17 protein-coding genes are annotated in these 18,082 nt (G+C 48.1%); 6 read left to right on the top strand and 11 right to left on the bottom strand.

All coding sequences use genetic code 11. From position 1 onward, the window contains the following. Positions 1–474: 474 nt before the first annotated feature. The 4 genes from PGW97_RS20775 to PGW97_RS20790 form a co-directional block, all read right to left on the bottom strand. Positions 475–981 carry a GNAT family N-acetyltransferase gene (locus PGW97_RS20775; protein WP_047885829.1) on the bottom strand — a complete coding sequence of 169 codons (507 nt, stop codon included), beginning with the start codon at positions 979–981 and terminating at the stop codon, positions 475–477. A gap of 285 nt (positions 982–1,266) precedes the next feature. Beyond that, positions 1,267–1,548, bottom strand: coding sequence for a peptidylprolyl isomerase PpiC (gene ppiC, locus PGW97_RS20780; protein ID WP_047885830.1), 282 nt, complete (start codon positions 1,546–1,548; stop codon positions 1,267–1,269). A gap of 208 nt (positions 1,549–1,756) precedes the next feature. Next, a complete protein-coding gene (locus tag PGW97_RS20785) occupies positions 1,757–2,173 on the bottom strand; it encodes an ester cyclase (protein ID WP_273859689.1) in 417 nt (138 codons plus the stop codon). Between the two features lie 383 nt (positions 2,174–2,556). Further along, a complete protein-coding gene (locus PGW97_RS20790; protein ID WP_273859690.1) occupies positions 2,557–5,220 on the bottom strand; it encodes a hybrid sensor histidine kinase/response regulator in 2,664 nt (887 codons plus the stop codon). A gap of 101 nt (positions 5,221–5,321) precedes the next feature. Here PGW97_RS20790 and PGW97_RS20795 point away from each other — a divergent pair, with 101 nt between their 5' ends. Both PGW97_RS20795 and PGW97_RS20800 read left to right on the top strand, forming a co-directional pair. Continuing rightward, positions 5,322–5,798 carry a hypothetical protein gene (locus PGW97_RS20795; protein WP_254463277.1) on the top strand — a complete coding sequence of 159 codons (477 nt, stop codon included), beginning with the start codon at positions 5,322–5,324 and terminating at the stop codon, positions 5,796–5,798. A 4-nt stretch (positions 5,799–5,802) separates the two neighbouring features. Beyond that, on the top strand, positions 5,803–6,855 hold the full coding sequence (locus PGW97_RS20800; protein ID WP_273859691.1) for a porin: 1,053 nt from the start codon (positions 5,803–5,805) through the stop codon (positions 6,853–6,855). A gap of 290 nt (positions 6,856–7,145) precedes the next feature. Here PGW97_RS20800 and PGW97_RS20805 read toward each other — a convergent pair whose 3' ends face one another. Further along, entirely contained in the window at positions 7,146–7,679 is a 534-nt protein-coding gene (locus tag PGW97_RS20805; RefSeq protein ID WP_217393817.1) for a cytochrome P460 family protein, read from the bottom strand. A 212-nt stretch (positions 7,680–7,891) separates the two neighbouring features. Next, positions 7,892–8,806, bottom strand: coding sequence for an ROK family protein (locus PGW97_RS20810; protein WP_273859692.1), 915 nt, complete (start codon positions 8,804–8,806; stop codon positions 7,892–7,894). A gap of 284 nt (positions 8,807–9,090) precedes the next feature. Here PGW97_RS20810 and PGW97_RS20815 point away from each other — a divergent pair, with 284 nt between their 5' ends. Next, positions 9,091–9,306 (top strand): hypothetical protein, encoded by a 216-nt coding sequence (locus PGW97_RS20815; RefSeq protein WP_047885837.1) that lies wholly within the window; start codon positions 9,091–9,093, stop codon positions 9,304–9,306. 345 nt (positions 9,307–9,651) lie between these two features. On the opposite strand, the gene PGW97_RS20820 is transcribed toward PGW97_RS20815, so the two are convergent. From PGW97_RS20820 to phhA, 5 genes are all read right to left on the bottom strand, one after another. Then, positions 9,652–10,233, bottom strand: coding sequence for a PqiC family protein (locus PGW97_RS20820; RefSeq protein WP_273859694.1), 582 nt, complete (start codon positions 10,231–10,233; stop codon positions 9,652–9,654). Continuing rightward, positions 10,233–11,882 (bottom strand): intermembrane transport protein PqiB, encoded by a 1,650-nt coding sequence (gene pqiB / locus PGW97_RS20825; protein ID WP_047885839.1) that lies wholly within the window; start codon positions 11,880–11,882, stop codon positions 10,233–10,235. Before pqiB ends, PGW97_RS20820 begins: the two co-directional genes overlap by 1 nt. Positions 11,883–11,895: 13 nt before the next feature. Continuing rightward, positions 11,896–13,206 carry a paraquat-inducible protein A gene (locus PGW97_RS20830; protein ID WP_273859695.1) on the bottom strand — a complete coding sequence of 437 codons (1,311 nt, stop codon included), beginning with the start codon at positions 13,204–13,206 and terminating at the stop codon, positions 11,896–11,898. Positions 13,207–13,413: 207 nt separating this feature from the next. Continuing rightward, entirely contained in the window at positions 13,414–13,755 is a 342-nt protein-coding gene (locus PGW97_RS20835; RefSeq protein WP_047885841.1) for a 4a-hydroxytetrahydrobiopterin dehydratase, read from the bottom strand. Then, positions 13,748–14,659, bottom strand: coding sequence for a phenylalanine 4-monooxygenase (gene phhA, locus PGW97_RS20840; protein ID WP_273859696.1), 912 nt, complete (start codon positions 14,657–14,659; stop codon positions 13,748–13,750). Before phhA ends, PGW97_RS20835 begins: the two co-directional genes overlap by 8 nt. A gap of 436 nt (positions 14,660–15,095) precedes the next feature. Between phhA and PGW97_RS20845 the strand changes: the two genes are divergently transcribed. The 3 genes from PGW97_RS20845 to maiA all read left to right on the top strand — a co-directional run bounded on the left by PGW97_RS20845 (position 15,096) and on the right by maiA (position 18,082). Next, a complete protein-coding gene (locus tag PGW97_RS20845) occupies positions 15,096–16,238 on the top strand; it encodes a homogentisate 1,2-dioxygenase (RefSeq protein WP_217393809.1) in 1,143 nt (380 codons plus the stop codon). Positions 16,239–16,306: 68 nt separating this feature from the next. Further along, positions 16,307–17,335, top strand: coding sequence for a fumarylacetoacetate hydrolase family protein (locus PGW97_RS20850; RefSeq protein WP_273859697.1), 1,029 nt, complete (start codon positions 16,307–16,309; stop codon positions 17,333–17,335). Between the two features lie 96 nt (positions 17,336–17,431). Further along, on the top strand, positions 17,432–18,082 hold the full coding sequence (gene maiA, locus PGW97_RS20855) for a maleylacetoacetate isomerase (RefSeq protein ID WP_273859698.1): 651 nt from the start codon (positions 17,432–17,434) through the stop codon (positions 18,080–18,082).

Genomic DNA, 18,082 nt, shown 5'->3' on the forward strand with positions numbered 1-18,082 from the left:
GAAAGCTAACAAGGATACTAGGGGCAGGTCACGGTGGTTAGTCGATGAAGAATGCTTTTGGAAGGTGTTTCGCCTGACCCAATTCACCCGACGTTCAAAAAATAAAACATTGATTTGTTGTTCAACCAATATATTACCTTGCTATGAAGTTTAGACGTTCTCTCTATTTATGCATGAGGTAATAGCTGAGTTATAACGATATTAACTTGAGCCTTCTGATTGAATAGCTTCGGTGTTTTTTACAGAAACCTTAGATTACTTGATATAAGAGGAAGTATAAAAAATTGACTAATGAGAACCGCGACTAAGCTAATATGTTAACGCGGTTGGGAAAAACGAGTCAGAGAAAATCACCCTGACTCATTATTGTATTAGGATAACAACAGTAATTAAACGTAAAATGCCGCCTTGCTTCTTAAGACTGACATTTCGGCGTAACGACTAGAGGGACAAAATACCATATTAACAACATCTTTATAGAAGGCGTTGACGAGGATGAGTTAATGTAGCCATTACGGATTCACCATCCAGAGAATTTTCCAGAACCAGATAGTACCAGTCGAAATTCTTCCCGGTCTTTTTCACATTGGTAAATAAACCAAAATGTTGAAAACCAAATTTAATAAGGTTTTGTGTCGATGCTACGTTACCTTCTTTAATCACCGCATAAAGTAACGCCAAACCATGTTTCAGCGCATATTCGATGCGTAAATGGGTAAGTTGTTTCGCAATACCTTGCCTTAAATAAGTGGGAAGAACGTAAAGGTGACCAATTTCACCAATATCTGCCTGCTTAAGTGCTTTGATAGTAGCAACCCCCACCACTTTTTCGCCATCAATGGCAACCACCACACAAAAATCGTTAGCCAAATTTATAGGAGTCACTAAATGCTTCGCATTAGGCTGTGTAGCGAGAATTGCGGTGGCATCTTGTAACTGATCCTTAGTTGGATGAATCTGATAACGAATCACATCCGACATGAAAAAGACTCCAAAGGGTTTTTATAGACAATAATGACATCAGAAAAGTGTTTGGCAACGTTAATATGCACTCGCGCTCAACGTAGCTGAAGTTAGTTTCGCATGCTGCATATTTGAAAGGATTAGATTTGAATGTGTCCGACTTTAGTGTGTCCTGCTTGAATGAGCCTAGATTGAATGGGATAAGGATATGTTAGTGATGGCAGGCATACAGGGGAACCGTTCGAATATACCCTGCCATCTTGTCGGACACTGTCTCGAACAGTGCCAATACAGGTTTTACCCTTATGTACGGTAAAGCACCTTAATAATATGGTATCCGAATTTTGTTTTTACCGGACCAATTGGCTCCAGCACCTTGCCGCTGAATACCGCTTTATCAAACGCCGGCACCATCGCTCCGCGGCGAAATTCACCGAGGTCACCGCCACGCTTACCTGACGGACACGTTGAATATTTTTTTGCAAGCGTCTGAAACTTAGCGCCTTTTTTGAGTTGCATCAAAATATCGTCGGCCTGTTCTTTGTGTTTAACCAGAATATGCAGAGCTGCTGCAGTGGATGCCATAATAAAAACCTATTGTCACAGTAAAAAACGCCCGAAGTGTGCGATAAATCACTCAAAGTAGCAAGAGTCAGAACGGGTTACGCGTAAAATTCCGTTCAAAAATCAGATTCAACAGCTTATACGACAGCATCCTAACAACAGTATCCGACAACGACATCCACAGGCATTTGCAGGCTTCCCTGCCTAACGCCCTACCTCGTTTCACCGGTTATCCCCAGCTTAACTGTCTGAGGCTGATAGTATCGTTCCAGATTTTGGTCATGTGCCGAATTCGATTGTTCTCAAACTGCATCACATACACGTAATCTGCCGCGATAGTTTTTCCGGTAGGAACCTCCGGGCCACCCAAACCGGTGTTTGTGCCATGAAACACGGCGTAAGCTGCTACAGCGTCTCGCGATTCGTCTTCGGCAAAGAAACGTAATTCATAGTGCCCATCAGGTATAGGCGTTAATATTCCTTTGGTCCATTCGGTGTATTGTTGCAGCGTATCTATCTCAGTCAAAGCATCGGCCTGGGCTGAGAAGGTGGCATCGGGATGGCAATAAGCACTGCATATCTCCCACCCCTGACCAGTTTCACAGGCTTCAAAAAATAGTTTTGCTTGCTCAAGTAAAATACTCATAGATGGTTACCTCGCAATAACGGGCCCCATTTACGTAACCATTCAATCGTGGACTTAAAATCGCTGACTTGAACGCGCATACCGCCGTTGAAAAAGCAGTGCCAGATGCCAAATTGGCAGCGTCGACAGGCCGCCCTTCAAGTGTGGACTATTTAAAATAAAGCGAATAGTTAAAAGCGAATAATTGACTAAAAGCCGCAAAGACAACAGCAAAGAAGAAACACCCTAAAGCCCTTCCGTTCAGGGCGATTCTTAATCAGCCAATGGTTAACCAGTTAATGTTAAGCCGAAAGTGCCAAAAACCGGGCAGAGATAATATTTGGTTCAGAGATAATATTGGTTCAGAGAGTCGGCTATCCGGCTGTCAGTGCCCCGACCCACGCTTAAACCAGAGAACTCAACCCTTTTAGCTTTTCCAGCAAAACCTCTTTTTTGAACGGCTTCGCAACATAGTCATCCATGCCGGCATCAAAGCATTTGGTAATGTCTTCGTCCAGCACACTGGCTGTCAGCGCAATGATTGGGGTACGGGTAATGCTGTCGGACTGATCGTTTTCCCAGCGGCGGATCTCTCGGGTCGCTGAAAAGCCATCCATTATCGGCATCATGCAGTCCATCAACACCGCATAGTAAGGTGATCCCAGCTTAAACGCTTCGACGGCTTCTTGCCCGTTACTGGCAATGTCGTATTGGTATCCTGCTTTTTTCAGCAAAACAGATGCCACTCGCTGGTTGACGATGTTATCTTCCACGATCAGGACTTTTTCGGTTTCCTCGGTATGTACGGTGTCACTTCCCAGCGTACTGGCTTCTGTTTTACCCGAGCTAATCGCTGACTTCAATGTTCTGACGAAACGTCGCCCAAGCAATGGCAAGGTAATGACCCCATCAACGCTGTTGCCAAAATCGTACTTATCATCCAGATGACGGCAACTCAGCACCACCGGCAATCCCGGTAACAACTGACGTATCTCAGACAGGTGAAGTTTTGATTCTGTCAGCGAGTTCTGGCAGTAAATGACTAAGTCATAGCTGTCCGTTTCAACGCGCTGCGCTTTGCCGAGAAAATGCTCCACAGTCAGGGCTTCAGCATGCACGCCGTTTTTGCGGCATTCATGGTGAATCCATTCCCGGTGATCAGAGCTATCACCGACGATCAGCACATGATTACCTCGCAGAGGCTCAATATCAGAAGGGAATTGCTGATAAACAGGTGCTTCGATACTGAACGTGAAACGGCTGCCGATTCCCTTCTCTGACTGCAACTGAATTTCGCCATCCATTAACTCCACCAGCTGGCGGCAGATTGCCAGTCCCAGCCCGGTGCCACCAAACTGGCGGGTGATTGACCCGTCTTCCTGAGTAAAAGGAGCGAAAATCTGCTGTTGCTTATCTTTTTCGATACCTATCCCTGTATCCGTGACCGAGAACGACAGCCTGACATGTTTCTCATTCACACGCTCATTCGTTATTTCAAGGGTAATGGAACCACTGTGAGTAAACTTCACCGCATTAGAGAGTAAATTGATCAGTACCTGACGCAGCCGGTATTCATCCAGCATGACCAGAGCCGGTAAAGCCGGGTCAAGTTTAATTTGCAGCTCAAGTCCGTGTGTCGCGGCGCGCGCAAGAATGATCGTGATAGTGTCATAGGCGACCTCCTGAACGTCACACTCCGTGGGTGCCAGCACGAGATTCCCTGACTCAATCTTCGAGAGATCCAGAATGTCATTTATCAGCAGCAACAAGGTCTGTGAGGAGGTTTCAATGGTTTGCAGATACTCCACCTGCGATGGAGTCAGTTCTGTATCAGCCAGAATCCCCGACATACCAATGATACCATTCAGCGGCGTACGGATTTCATGAGACATATTCGCGAGGAAGGAGCTTTTCGCCTTGTTGGCTTTTTCCGCCTCTTCTTTAGCTCGGATAAGGTTGATCCGGTTCTGGATTCTCTCATCAATCAGGCGGTTCAGTTTATGGCTAAACTGCGTCAGCTCATCATTGCCATCGGCCTCGACTTTGGCTTCGTGACCACCGGTTTTTTCCAGACTGGCCATTGATTTCAGTATCCGGTTTAAATACGAACCAAAACGATGGAACAGATTCATGCCCAGAATCAGGGTCACGACCAATGAAAACACAATACCGGCAATATAAAACCAGATCAGGGTGCGGGCTGACTGAATGGAGTCATCAATATTTCGGTGCAACTCACTGCTGAGTGTGTGAACAACATACTGAATCAGGGCATAACGCTCGTTCAGCGTTTTCACCATTTCTGTCATTCCGACGGTGACCTGATTGTCATCAAAAATCTGGTTACGATAACTGTGGCTGGTCGCAAACACCGGATTGGCAAAGGTATTGCTGAGCAATTCAATTTGCGCAGGCGTGGCATTGATCGTCAGGTAGCGCTCGATGATCAACTGCTGTCGTTCAATCAGGGTATCAAGTTGTTCTTTATAAACGGGAGCGTTTTGCGGTATTTGATGAATCAGCTGGATATACCAGTTTTCCTGCTGTGCCCAAAGTTGAAGCCATTGTAACTGGAAGAGAATATCGACCTTTTGTTCAATCGCCGCTTCACCGATGGCCAGTTTGTTTTTTTCCAGCAGCACCAGGTTTTGCGTCACCAGATCAATACCCCAGTCTGACCAGTCATTCACTTCTTCTGGTGAAACTCGCTCATACTCTTCCAACAGCTCTTTCATTTCTAACGTTTGAGTCTGTACCTGCGGTAAGGTAGTGAGTGAAAATGCACTGGCCAGTTGCGACTCGAAACGAGAAAGCGATTCATAGGCAGGGATGGATAAATGCGGGTTGCCGATATTGGCCAGTTTGTCTGTTTTCAGGGTATGTACAGCCTGTGAAAAATCGGAATTAGCATCAAGCAGTTCGATTCGGGACTGCAACATTCCCAGTGATTTCACCTTATCCAACAATTTTGTGACTTCTTCTCCGGTAAATACCCCCGCGAATGCCATCGGCAGGATAACCAGCGTTAATATACGCAGTTTGATTGAAAGCCTGTTAAGAAGGCCCATATTTGCTCCTTGCTTTGCATTCCTGAAATGTCTATTTGTAGTCACATCAATGTCTACTAGTATTTATAGCAGGATATAAGCAGTACGATGGAACTTTATCGATGTTCAAAGGATTGAGTTTTACACATTTTTTCCTCGCTACGCTGATCGTATTTTCACTACTCACCACCAGCAAAATGACGCTCGCAAGGGAAGGAAACGACGTTGAATTTGCTGTCTTTACGCTCAATAGCGATCTTCCCCCGCTAAGTAAGAGTAAAGCCCGCATGCTTTACAAAGGGAAAACCAAGAAACTGAACGGCAGCATTAAGATCGTCCTGGTTGATTTACCTGAAAACTCCATTCACCGTGAAGAGTTTTACAACATGTTACTTGGCAAGTCGGTATCTCAAATGAATGGCTACTGGGCCAGTTTGTCATTTTCCGGCAAAGGGACACCGCCGGAAGAACTGTCTAGTGACGACATTAAAGACATTCTGGAGTGGCTGAACAACAATCCGAACGGCATCGCGTATGCGCCCATTCGCGATGTGCCCGAAAATGCCAATATTCTGATCACGGTGTTACAAGGAGAGTAACGGAATGACCAAATACATTACCTTATTACTTCCACTGTTTGTCGCCGCCCCTTTCAGTGAGGCCGCCATTCCTCTTTCTGACTCATTATCCGTCAGCGGGTTCGGGTCAACATCGGTGACTCGTACCGATAACGCCGCACCGCTGTTTGTACATCGTGAAATTGTCGATGACACCTGTTTTGACTGTGATACGACATTTGGCTTGCAGGCTGACTGGCAGTTATCTGATGCTTTCAGGGCATCGTTACAGGTTGTTAAACGCCCTCAGGATCACTGGTCTGATCCTGAAATGGAATGGGGTTATCTCAGCTATCAGTTCGGCGGGCTCAACCTGAAAGGCGGACGTCTGCGCATCCCCTTATTTCTGATGTCGGAGTACTACTACGTCGGCCAGACCTACCCATGGGCACGTCCCCCTCAGGAGGTTTATGACAGTATTTTAGGGTTTACCTATTTTGACGGTATCTCTGCCCTGTGGCTGAAAGAGCTGAATGATGAAGCCATTGTGACACTGTCACCCTATTATGGCTTTGAACGCAATAATACTACGCGCCTCGGCGATGAAACCCTGACATTCGATACCAATCATATGGCGGGTTTATCTGTCGAACTCAGCGGTTTTAATTACCGCATTCACTTCGGCTATATGAATACTCAGTACACCTTGACCCCGGATCCGAATCCATATCAGGAAACGCTGAATATCTATACTCTGGGTGCTGAATATTCCTGGGAAGGCTGGCAGCTGATTGCTGAAGCTCAGACGGATAAATTGCAAAGTAACTGGTATTTGTCCGGTGCTTATACCATAGATAAATTCACACCATATCTGGTATACGGCGAAAGTCATCATCGCAGAAAATCTCAGAGTCTGACGGCGGGTGTTCGATACGATTTAACGTACACAATTTCACTGAATGCTGAATGGCAAGGCGTTTACATGGCACGCTCGGATTATGATGCATTAAACCCCGGCCAGTTTACGGTGCCAAGCAAACGTCTCGGGGAAGATAAAGATGCCCAGTTATTTACTCTGATGCTGAGCTTTATTTTCTGAGGCTTTATCGGAACGGTGTTAAGTCTCAGAGGGGTTTTGGCGACCAATTGGCCTGTCTTCAATTTACCAAGTACCTATCTATATGTTCTAAATGGTCTATATGGCGCCTGTTTATCAGGAGTTAGGTGCCTGATTCCGTTACAAGGTGCACGCTACTGGATGCAAGCTACAAGGTGCCTACACCGGAAACCTAAGCACCTTGTCGTATTGGGGTTGATTGGGTTTATCTACCAACAGGGTTTATCTGCCAATAGGTTTTGTCACAACGTCACGAAAACATCCGTTACCCGTTATTTAAACTGTGGAAAGAAAGGCACATCGGTAAATACCCAGTCACGATCTTTAACTGGCGTGTGACATGCCACGCACACGCCAGCGCCTTCATTAAAAGGCTTTTGTTCAGGCCCAACCCAACGCGCCCAGCCCCAGCCATACGTTTCTGTAAAACGCTTAGAGTCTTTGAACATAAACTCAGCATGGACAAACTCACCCGGCACAGTAGCTGCTTTCCAATTTTCCAGCTCGGTATCTTTCCACACGACTTTGGCTAATATCGCCCCGTCCGGCCAGGGATTGGTTTGGCCTTCCCGCGCGGCCTTCACCGCCAATTCATTGCCTAAGATTAAGCGGATTGTGTTGTTATCCGTACGGTGCGAAACAGCGACTGCAGACCATTGATCCCATCCTGCCGGATAATCTATTCCGTGCGAGGGTTGCGGCAGGTCCGTGGCAGCAATACTGCCAGAAGACCCAAGCGTGAATAGCAACACTAAAGGCAGTTTTACCAGAGGACGCTTTACCTGAGACAAGTCAGCTTTCATCATTACTCTCCTATCAGGGAATGTGGGCATGGAATTTGGGCATGAAATCTGAGTCTGGCTGGCAGTTACCTGCCCGCTTAACCGTTATCGCATTGCCAGAAGTATAGCTTCCTCAGGAGAATCTCTTTTCCGCAGACACAGTTAGTCCATTGACACACTCAGGCGGGTCAACAGCCAACAGACTAGCTGGGTTTACATTCACTCACAGCTGCCACTTAATTCGGTTTAACCAACATTGCTGCACCGAAAACCCCGGCGCTGTCACCCAGCTTGGGTTTGACAATTCGGGTATTGAGCACCGGATTAAACAAATGCGGTAAAATAGCCTGCTCAGCGTGCTCGTAAAGGCTGTCAATATTGCCCACTCCGCCGCCAACCACAATGACATCCGGATCCAGAATATTGATCACCTGAGCAACCGCCTTTCCAAAGTACGAGTAAAGCCGCTCCAATGTTTTCTGCGCTGCCGGTTCTCCCTGCACTGACATGGCAACAATTTGCTGAAGTGGCACCGGCACACTGACCTTTGCCTGTTGCTGAAAATATTGTTCAAGTCCTTTTCCGGAAATCACGGTTTCCACACATCCGGCTTTTCCGCAGTAACAGGCTACCCCACCAGCTTCAATAACGTTATGTCCCCACTCACCGGCGATACCATGACAGCCGTACAGAGCCTGGTTGTGCACCACAATGCCACTGCCGACACCGGTTCCCATAATGATGCCGAAAACAACCTGTGCATTGGGGCAAATATCTTTTACTACACCTAAACGGGTTTCTGCCAAAGCAAAGCAATTTGCATCATTGGCCAGCACCACAGGCACACCCAATTCAGCTTCCAGATCACGATCAAGCGTTCGTCCGTTTAAAAACGTGGAGTTGCAGTTTTTCATCACCCCCGTTGCCGGGTCCAGCGTACCCGGCGTACCGAAACCCACTCGCTCCGGAAATACACCAAGTTCGTTGGCACAAGTGTTAACCAGCAGACCAATCCGGCCAATAACGTGCTCGTATCCCTGCTCACCTTCAGTATCAATTCGGTGTCGCAGGACGCACTGATCTTCCGTATTCATCACCGCACACTCAATTTTGGTGCCGCCAAGGTCCACACCCCAATAAAACTGACTCATTTAATATCCTTGTTGATGCGTATAGCTGCGTAGCTGAAGCTTATCTGGTGGTTAGGTTGGCGCGCGGGTCGTTTGAACATAACGGTCGCTAGAATCACACTATCCACCGAATACCATACGCTGCACACGCTTTACAGCAGGCTGATCGACACCAAAAGCAAAGCGCGCAAAATCAGCCATAATTAAACCAAAACGATAACCAACAGTGATCGATGTTTGCTTGGCTAACTTTAGCCAAGATTCGGTTTGTATTCTCAGTCACATAGCAAACTATGGAGAGAGAAATGTTTTTGAAAGAGTCCCGTACCGGCGATCTGGTGGATGTCATCGACATGGCATCCCTGATCAACCCATTCTCCAATGAAGTTACTGTGCAGTATCAGTCTGGTGAGGATCTGGCTGACCCGGTCAGTGTTGATAAACAATATCTTGCGTTCCCCTCTGGCGAATCCTTACCAGAGTGCTGGGTCAACGGATATTACCGAAAATGCCATCGCTGAGCGGCAGTAAGAGAACGGTACCAAAGTGCATGTAGCCGTAACGAAGATACAGGTAACCCACTTGAGGACCATGTATCAGAGTTCCTATGTCAGGATCCCTATATTCAACATGAGCACAGCGCGGTACATTCAGGCAAGCGATACCCTAACTGGCTACTGGCTACTGGCTACTAAGCTAACTGACGGTAAAGGTATTCTGGCCGCGACCATTTCCTTGTAGCGACATCAGAGGATCGGTCAGCGCCGAGTTGGCCGCGACAAAAAAAGAGAGCCTTCGGGCTCTCTTTTTTGGCTATTTTTCACTGGTCTGTTAATGAGTTGGCAGACCAGGGTGTTCTGTTCACGTTACAGCGTCAGCTGACTAATACTCTGACTAATCTGTGTAGTCAGGCGAGAGACCCCTTCTGACAATGCCAGAACCTGAGCATCGTATCCACCGGATTCAAGCGGTACCTGAATCGAAAATGGTTGCCTGGAGACCGCTCTGCCTTCCGCATCGGTCAAAATCCACTGTCCGCTCAGTTGTGCCAGTCCCGTGAAATGCCCGTTAAAACGGTCAAACTTCACCTGCAGTTTCGGCACATTCGCATTACTGATGACCGGTGAGAGCTCGTCAAACCAATAGCGAGACTGTTTCTGACGCAGTTCCTGCGTAATGATGCGGGTCAGCTGTTTAGACAAACTCTCTGCCCACAGATTCTGGCGCGCCTGAACAACTTCCGTTTCACTGGTCTGATAAACCAGACCTGTGCCGGACAAGTGCTCCGCAACCTGAACCGGCCTTACTACAACAACCGGCTGATGTTTATTGGCGAACGAGGTCGCCAAATTCGTTTCGGTGGTTGGCAGCAAATACGTTTTGCTGGTGGTCGGTTCCGATGAACTGCACCCGGCCAGAAGCAGTGCCAGTAAGACGACTCTTTTCATTATTGTTTTCCTCCAACCGGAATCGGATCAGCCGGTGCTTCATCTGAGAAGATTAGTGAATTAGGTTTATCATTCAACTGGCGTAAAACAGGCTGCAGGTCAGCCATTACCTGCTCAAACTGCTGCAGTGCAGATTCCAGATTCTGATATGGCACGCCATCTGGCCCGTAACCATTCAGGGTATTCTGAATCTGCTGCAGGCTCTTACGAATCTCGCCCGGCAGCGCCTGTGTCTCTTGCTGCGCTAACAGATTGTTAAGCTGACTAGCCACTTTTTCAGTTGCACGCAATGTCTGCTGCGACGTTTCCATGGTTCGTGTCAGAGTTGTCAGCGTATCTTCAATCGGCAGATTGTTGACTTTCTTCAATACAGCCATCACTTCACGCTGAATTTGAGCAAAGCCACCCGCCTTGGTCGGGAAGATCGTATATTCACCATATTGCCGCGGTACAAACGGCTTCTCATCTTTATAGATTTCCAGATCAACCAACAACGCACCAGTCAGCAGACTGCCTGTTTTCAGGGTCCCGCGAAGTCCGTTACCAAATTCCTTCTCCAGATTGACCTTTAACGATTCCAGCGTCTCGTTGCTGACATGCTCAGCGACACGTCCCAGCTCGATACGTACCAACACCGGAATTGGACGGTTGCTAAAGCCTTCACGTACACCAATCGCCATATTCAACGGCACTTTTTGAACCGTACCGATGCGAATACCACGGTATTCCACTGGCGCCCCCGCTTTCAGGCCGCGAACGGACTCATCAAACAACATGACATATTCCAGATATTCATCGAAGAAACGTTCACGTACATCTTTGATACTGTCATACAAGCGGAACACAGATTTGTCTTTCGTGATCAGCTCACCCGGATCGTAACCATTAGGCACGCGGAAGCTTACCCCGCCAGTCAACAAGGATTCAATTGAGCCGATTTTCAGGTTAAAGCCCTCTGCCGAAATCTGCATATCAACACCAGACGTCAGCCAGAAACGGGTACGCTTACGAATTAGTCCGTTGTAAGGCTCGAAAATAAACAGCTGGTAGTGTGCTTTCTTGGTGTTGGTGTCAAACATGACTTTCTCAACACGGCCAACCGTAAAGCCCTCATACAAAACAGGATCGCCCACCCCCAGTTTACCGGCTTCATTGTGGGTCAGAATCAAACGCAGCCCTTTTGCATCAGGTGGCGCGACCGGTGGAATATCGAGCACATCGAAATGACGTTTTTCTTTGTCTGCATGGCCCGGCTGCAACTGGATATACGCACCAGAGAGCAACGTATCCAGCCCCGAGACACCCGACTTACCAATGCGCGGTTTCACGACCCAGAATAAGGTATCTTCCATCAGCATACGCTCGGCGTCTTTATCCATCTGGGCAGTGACTTCAATCGCACTGTAATCATCGTTCAGGACCACATCGGTCACGACACCCACTTTTACATTCAGAGCGCGGATCTCGGTTTTACCGACTTCGATCCCCTCTGCGGTATCAAGACGCAGTGTAATAACCGGGCCCTGACTGGTAATGTACTGAACAAGCATCCAGATACCGATACCAACGGCAATCAGGGGTACCAGCCAGATGGACGATACCTGCTTAATCACATGGGTTTTAGCCCTTGATGAGGGTTGTTCACTCATAGATTTCTTTCTCTTAATGGTTCACAGCGTTTTGTGAGGAATTCGTGTCACTTTCTTGTTTGGTCCAGAACACGCGCGGATCGAATGACATCGCAGACAGCATGGTCAGTAATACCACGCCTGCAAATGACAGTGCCGCCGGGCCCGGGTAGATCGCCATCAGGTTTTGCAGTTGCACCAGCGCAACCAGAATCGCCACGACAAAAATGTCGATCATTGACCAGCGACCAATAAATTCGGTAATTCGATAGAGCTTCAGCTTCTTAATAGCTTTCATATCATCCATCGACGTGGCCTTCTGGGCATGTGAATACAGCCAGATAAGGGCAAAAATTTTCGCCAACGGAATCAGAATACTGGCAAAGAAAATCACCGCCGCAATCGGATAAGACTTCAGTTGCCATAGCAGCACCACCCCTTCCAGAATGGTGGAGCCTTCACTATTACCCAGGCTCACGGTGTACATCATCGGGTACAGGTTTGCCGGAATAAAAAAGATGGTGGCAGCAATAAGCAGCGCCCAGGAACGTTGCAGCATCGCTTGCGGATGATAACCATGCAATTTACCGTGGCAGCGCACACAACGCTTTCCGTCCTGATCAATGGCATTCAGCTGACCGCAATAATGGCAACTGATGTGATTGTCAGACAGGTGGGAGTCACCGGCTTTGACCTGCGGCAGTCGTTCCATCGGCAAGAACTGCATCCATAACCAGGTAGGGTCAACCATCGACACGCATTTCACCACCAGCACGGTGTAAATACAGAACGCCCAGAATGACATACCCAACCCGATATCAGCCAATGAAGCGATCTTGATCAGGCTAACCAGCACCCCAATCAGAAATACATCCACCATCAACCAGGGTTCAATACGCAGCATCAACCGGCACAAACGTTTTTCCGTTGCACTGATCGCATTACTGCTTCTGCCCATCACCAGTGTCCAGGCCCGAAAATAAAAATAAAGTAAAGAAATAAGGTAGGTTGCCGGCAGAATCAGCACCGTCAGCAGAAGCAAAAGCGCCAGTAAACTGTTCTGAAACACACTCAGCATTTCTGCTGCGTGCATAAGCGTGATTTCCTGTTTGATCCCCTTCACACTGAATGACATGAAAGGAAAGCTGATGCTTGCCACCAGCATAACCAGACTGGCAACGCCATAAGACAGCGGACGCTGAAAGGGCAAAGCTATTCTTTTCGCCAAAGTGTGATCGCAACGGGGACACGTTGCTTTTTCACCATCTTTTAATGTCGGCAGTTCAACCACCAACCCACACTCTTCACAGCCAACCAGCGTGTCAGGCTCTTGTGGTTTGCCCATATGTAACCTCTAAATCCCTTATCTATTATCAGTATAGATAAGGCTCACGTATGATTTTTCGCAATCATAACGCAAATATATTTCATTCCATAAGCAATAAAATACTGTTTTTACCTTAACGTAACATGAAAAAACCCTAAGTTTATTAAACTTAGGGTTTTATGAAAGCTCGGCTAACCGTAAAGATTGCCGCGATTTTTTATGTCATTATTCTGCCAGCAACTGATCGGTTTTTGCTGCGCAGATGAAATCATTTTTATGTAGCCCTTTGATGGAGTGGCTCCACCAGCAAACCGTTACTTTGCCCCATTCCAGAGTAATCGTCGGATGGTGGAACTCTTCTTCCGCCATTTCGGCCACTTTGTCGGCAAAGGCCCATGCCTGCTTAAAGTTCTTAAAGCTGAATACACGCTCTAGTTGCTTAATGCCATCACGATCCAATACGTCCCATTCCGGAATATCTTTCACCAGCTCTGTTGTTTCCAGTTCCGTCACCATTGGCGCATCGATCTGGCAAGCTTCACATTTCAGTTCATGTAATTCAGACATAGTTCCCCACTTTTTTGTCTTCGTCCTTGTTTTTCGGTGGAAACAGCGGTTCATGAAGGCCCATTGCCTTCGCCTGCTCCACCATACTCATAATATCCTGCTGAGCCAGCTCAAAAAGCTGTTGAATGTCATCCAGGATGAAATAGACAGGTTGCATGATATCAATGCGATATGGTGTTCGCATGATATCAATCGGGTCAAATGGCCGGTAAATCGGTTTGACCTCACGTTGTGATAATTCAATCTGTTCGGTGTTCTGTTGGTTTAAGCCCGATTCAGGATCGTTGACCCAATCATTGGCACTTTCGAAATCACCTGTCAGCGCAAATCGCGTTTCACCCGGCGATGACAAAATACCGCCCCCGTAAATTCGGATGCCGTTGGTTTCCTGCAGCAAACCGAACTCTACGGTAAACCAGTACAAACGTGCCAGATATACCCGATCTTTCGGTGAAGCACTGAATCCCAGCTTCCCGTAGGTATGCGTAAATTCAGCAAACGCCGGATTCGTCAGCATGGCGCAGTGACCGAAGATTTCATGGAAAAAATCCGGCTCTTGCAGATAATCAAACTCTTCGCGGCTGCGCAGGAAGGTGGCAACCGGAAATTGCTTGTTTGCCAGCAATTCGAAGAACCTGTCAAAGTTAATCAGGGCGGGTACTGCGACACACTCCCAGCCTGTTTGTGCTTTCAGCACCCGGTTGACATCCCCCAGTTGCGGCGCTTTGTCGATTGGTAAATTCAACATTTTCAGGCCGTCAATGTAGGCCTGGCAGGCACGTCCGCTCACGCAACTAAGCTGACGAGTCACCAAATCATGCCAAATCTGATTTTCAGACTGATCCCAGTCCACAAAGCCTCGTTCATCGGGCTTTTTCGATACATATTTAGTCGCACTACCCATAATCGTCCTACTTCATCTGTTTCTGCCTCACCTTGGCAAATTTGGTTGGTCCTAATCATTCAGTTCAGCTTTCGGATTCACTTCCCCGGAATGGGAAAGTGATTGTCCTCGCTGGTTATTAATTAGATTAGGAGGGTTCAGGTGGACAAAGGAAGCCCTTCTCAAGAATCAGAAAAACCCCACCTGTAACATTTCATTTACACACCCTTTTCAACCCTGAAAAACCCCTCCCGAGCCCTTGTAAACACTGGGGGTTGCCATTACTCATTGAATTTACTTGGATATGTAAAGCAAACCGAACATCTGACAAAAAGCTAAATTTCGGCAACAGTTGCCTGTTAGCACGCTCTGGGCCAGAGTTAAGCTATGAATTAACAAAACGTTAACCACGGATTTAACGTCAAATTTTACCCACCGATAACCAGAGGGACAGGCAATGCGTCAATGGTTTCAGTTTCCTATTTCTGAAGGGAAAGTCTCCCGGCAGGCACACTGTGATCTACCGGAAGGCACGTATGAGCGCGAGTGTGGCAAGGAAGGTTTTTTTGGTCCGGCCAGTCATATGTACCACAGCCACCCGCCAACAGGCTGGACGGAATGGGAAGGGCCTCTGCGTCCGCGAGCGATTGATACCAACCTGATTGAAACTCAAGGCAATTCGCCCTGGGATGCCGCCCTGTTATTGTTCAACAACAATGTCCGTCTGCGTTCATGGCGCTGCGACAAAGCGATGGACCACCTGGCCCGCAATGGTGATGGAGATGAAGTTCTGTTTATCCATAACGGCAGCGGTGAATTGTTCTGTGACTACGGCCACCTGAGTTTCCGTGACGGTGATTACATTGTGTTGCCACGCGCCACCAGCTGGCGTATTGAGCCGCACGAGCCGGTTGAAATGTTGCTGATCGAAGCCACCAACAGCGGCTACAAAATGGCAGAACGCGGTATTGTCGGTAAACATGCGGTGTTTGACCCGGGCGTGCTGGAATATGCACGAATCAACGACACCTTCCTGGCGCAGCAAAGTGACAACCAGACCTGGAAAGTGAAGCTGAAAGCACGCAGCCAGTTAAACACTATCACTTACCCGTACAACCCGCTGGATGCACAGGGCTGGAAGGGGGATCTGACCGTATTCAAACTGAACTGGCGTGATATCCGCCCGCTGATGAGCCACCGCTATCACCTGCCGCCATCGGCACACACTACCTTTGTGGCAGATGGTTTTGTGATATGCACGTTTGTACCACGCCCAATTGAAAGTGACCCGAATGCACTGAAAGTGCCGTTCTATCACAACAATGATGATTATGACGAAGTGCTGTTCTACCACCGCGGTAATTTCTTCAGCCGTGACAACATCGAAGCTGGCATGATCACGCACCACCCATGCGGCTTTTCACACGGCCCGCATCCGAAAGCGCTGGCAGCCAGTATGTCATCACCGAAGAAAGAAACCGACGAGGTCGCTGTCATGATTGATACCCGCTGGCCACTCGAAGTGAGTGAACAAGCGGAAAGTGCTGAAAATAAAGACTATGTTTATTCTTGGAAAAGTCGACCTAACACCAACGAATAACGCAGCAGGCCGCACTTATTTCACGTTGCGGCCCACCCAAGGATTAACATTGAAACAAGGAGTATTACGTGAAACTAGCTTCTCTTAACCATGGTCGTGACGGCCAGCTGATTGTTGTTTCCCGCGACCTGAAAACGGCCGTTCATGCCCATGACATCGCCCCCACTCTCCAGTTTGCACTGGATAACTGGGATCAGGTCGAGGCCGATCTGCAGCATTTGTACCGTAACCTTAATGACGGTATTGCACAGGATACCTTTCCGTTCAATCCGGCGTTGTGTGCCTCTCCTCTGCCACGCGCATACCAGTGGGCAGACGGCAGTGCTTACGTTAACCATGTTGAACTGGTTCGCAAAGCCCGCGGTGCCGAAATGCCGGAAAGCTTCTGGACCGATCCACTGATGTATCAGGGAATGTCTGACGGTTTCCTTGGCCCGATGGACGACATCCTGGCGATAGACGAAAACTGGGGCATCGACTTCGAAGGGGAAATCGCAGTCATTACTGATGATATCGACATGGGTACCCGCACCGAAGAAGTTCACGGCCATATTAAACTGCTGATGCTGGTAAATGATGTTTCGCTGCGTAACCTGATTCCTGGCGAGCTGGCCAAGGGTTTTGGTTTCTTCCAGTCCAAGCCTGCTTCTGCTTTTTCTCCGGTCGCCGTGACCCCGGACGAACTGGGTGATAACTGGCATGACTACAAAGTTCACCACCCTCTGACGGTGCATCTCAATGGCGAGCTGTTTGGTAATCCGCATGCAGGTACAGACATGACGTTCAACTTTGCGGAACTGGTGCAGCATGTTGCGAAAAGCCGTGCTATCTCTGCCGGTACCATCATAGGTTCAGGTACAGTTTCAAACAAAGATCGCAGTAGTGGCTCATGCTGTCTGGCAGAACGCCGCATGCTAGAAATTATCGACCAGGGTGAAGCGAAAACACCGTTCATGCGCTTTGGTGACAAAGTCCGTATCGAAATGTTTGATGACAACGGGCACTCCATTTTTGGCGCCATCGATCAGACGGTTGTGTGTTACGAGCACAAATATCACGATGAAGATCTGAACCACCACGATCCGCATCACGTGTAAAAACGGTACTTATTGCGCTTTGATTCAGTGCTGACACCCAGGTGTCAGCACTGTGTTTAGAGCGAAACAGGTTTAGCGCATAAAAGGATTGTTATCATGAAACTGTACGATTATTACCGTTCTTCCGCGTCTTATCGGGTCAGAATCGCCCTTAACCTCAAAGGGCTGGAGTATGCACAACAGCCAGTATCACTACTGGACAACGAACAAAACAGCACAGCATATACCGCGCTTAATCCAAGCGGACTGGTGCCGGGCTTCATTCCCGATCCGGCGGCAGGATCCGAAAATGACGGCGAACTTCTCAGTCAGTCACTGGCCATTATTGAGTATCTGGATGAACGTTATCCGGAGCCACCACTGCTGCCTTCCGATCCATGGCAAAAAGCCAAATGCCGAGAAATCGCGTTCGCTATTGCCTGCGATATTCATCCCCTGAACAACTTACGGGTGCTGAAATACCTGACCGGTCCACTGGCCATTGACGAGAGCGAAAAAATGGCCTGGTATCACCACTGGCTGAAGCAAGGCCTGCAAAGCCTGGAAGTCATGGTAAGTCGCCATTCTCACCCGTTTTGCTGCGGAGGTGAACCCTCACTGGCCGATATTTGCCTGATTCCTCAACTCTATAACGCGAAACGTTTTGGTTTCGATCTCAGCCATTACCCTCGCCTACTGGATATTGAAGCACGCTGCCAGGCGCTACCGGCATTTCTTGCCGCCCACCCTGACAACCAGCAACCTTGA

The sequence above is a fragment of the Photobacterium sp. GSS17 genome (assembly GCF_028621875.1).
In the GTDB taxonomy this organism is placed as follows: domain Bacteria; phylum Pseudomonadota; class Gammaproteobacteria; order Enterobacterales; family Vibrionaceae; genus Photobacterium; species Photobacterium ganghwense.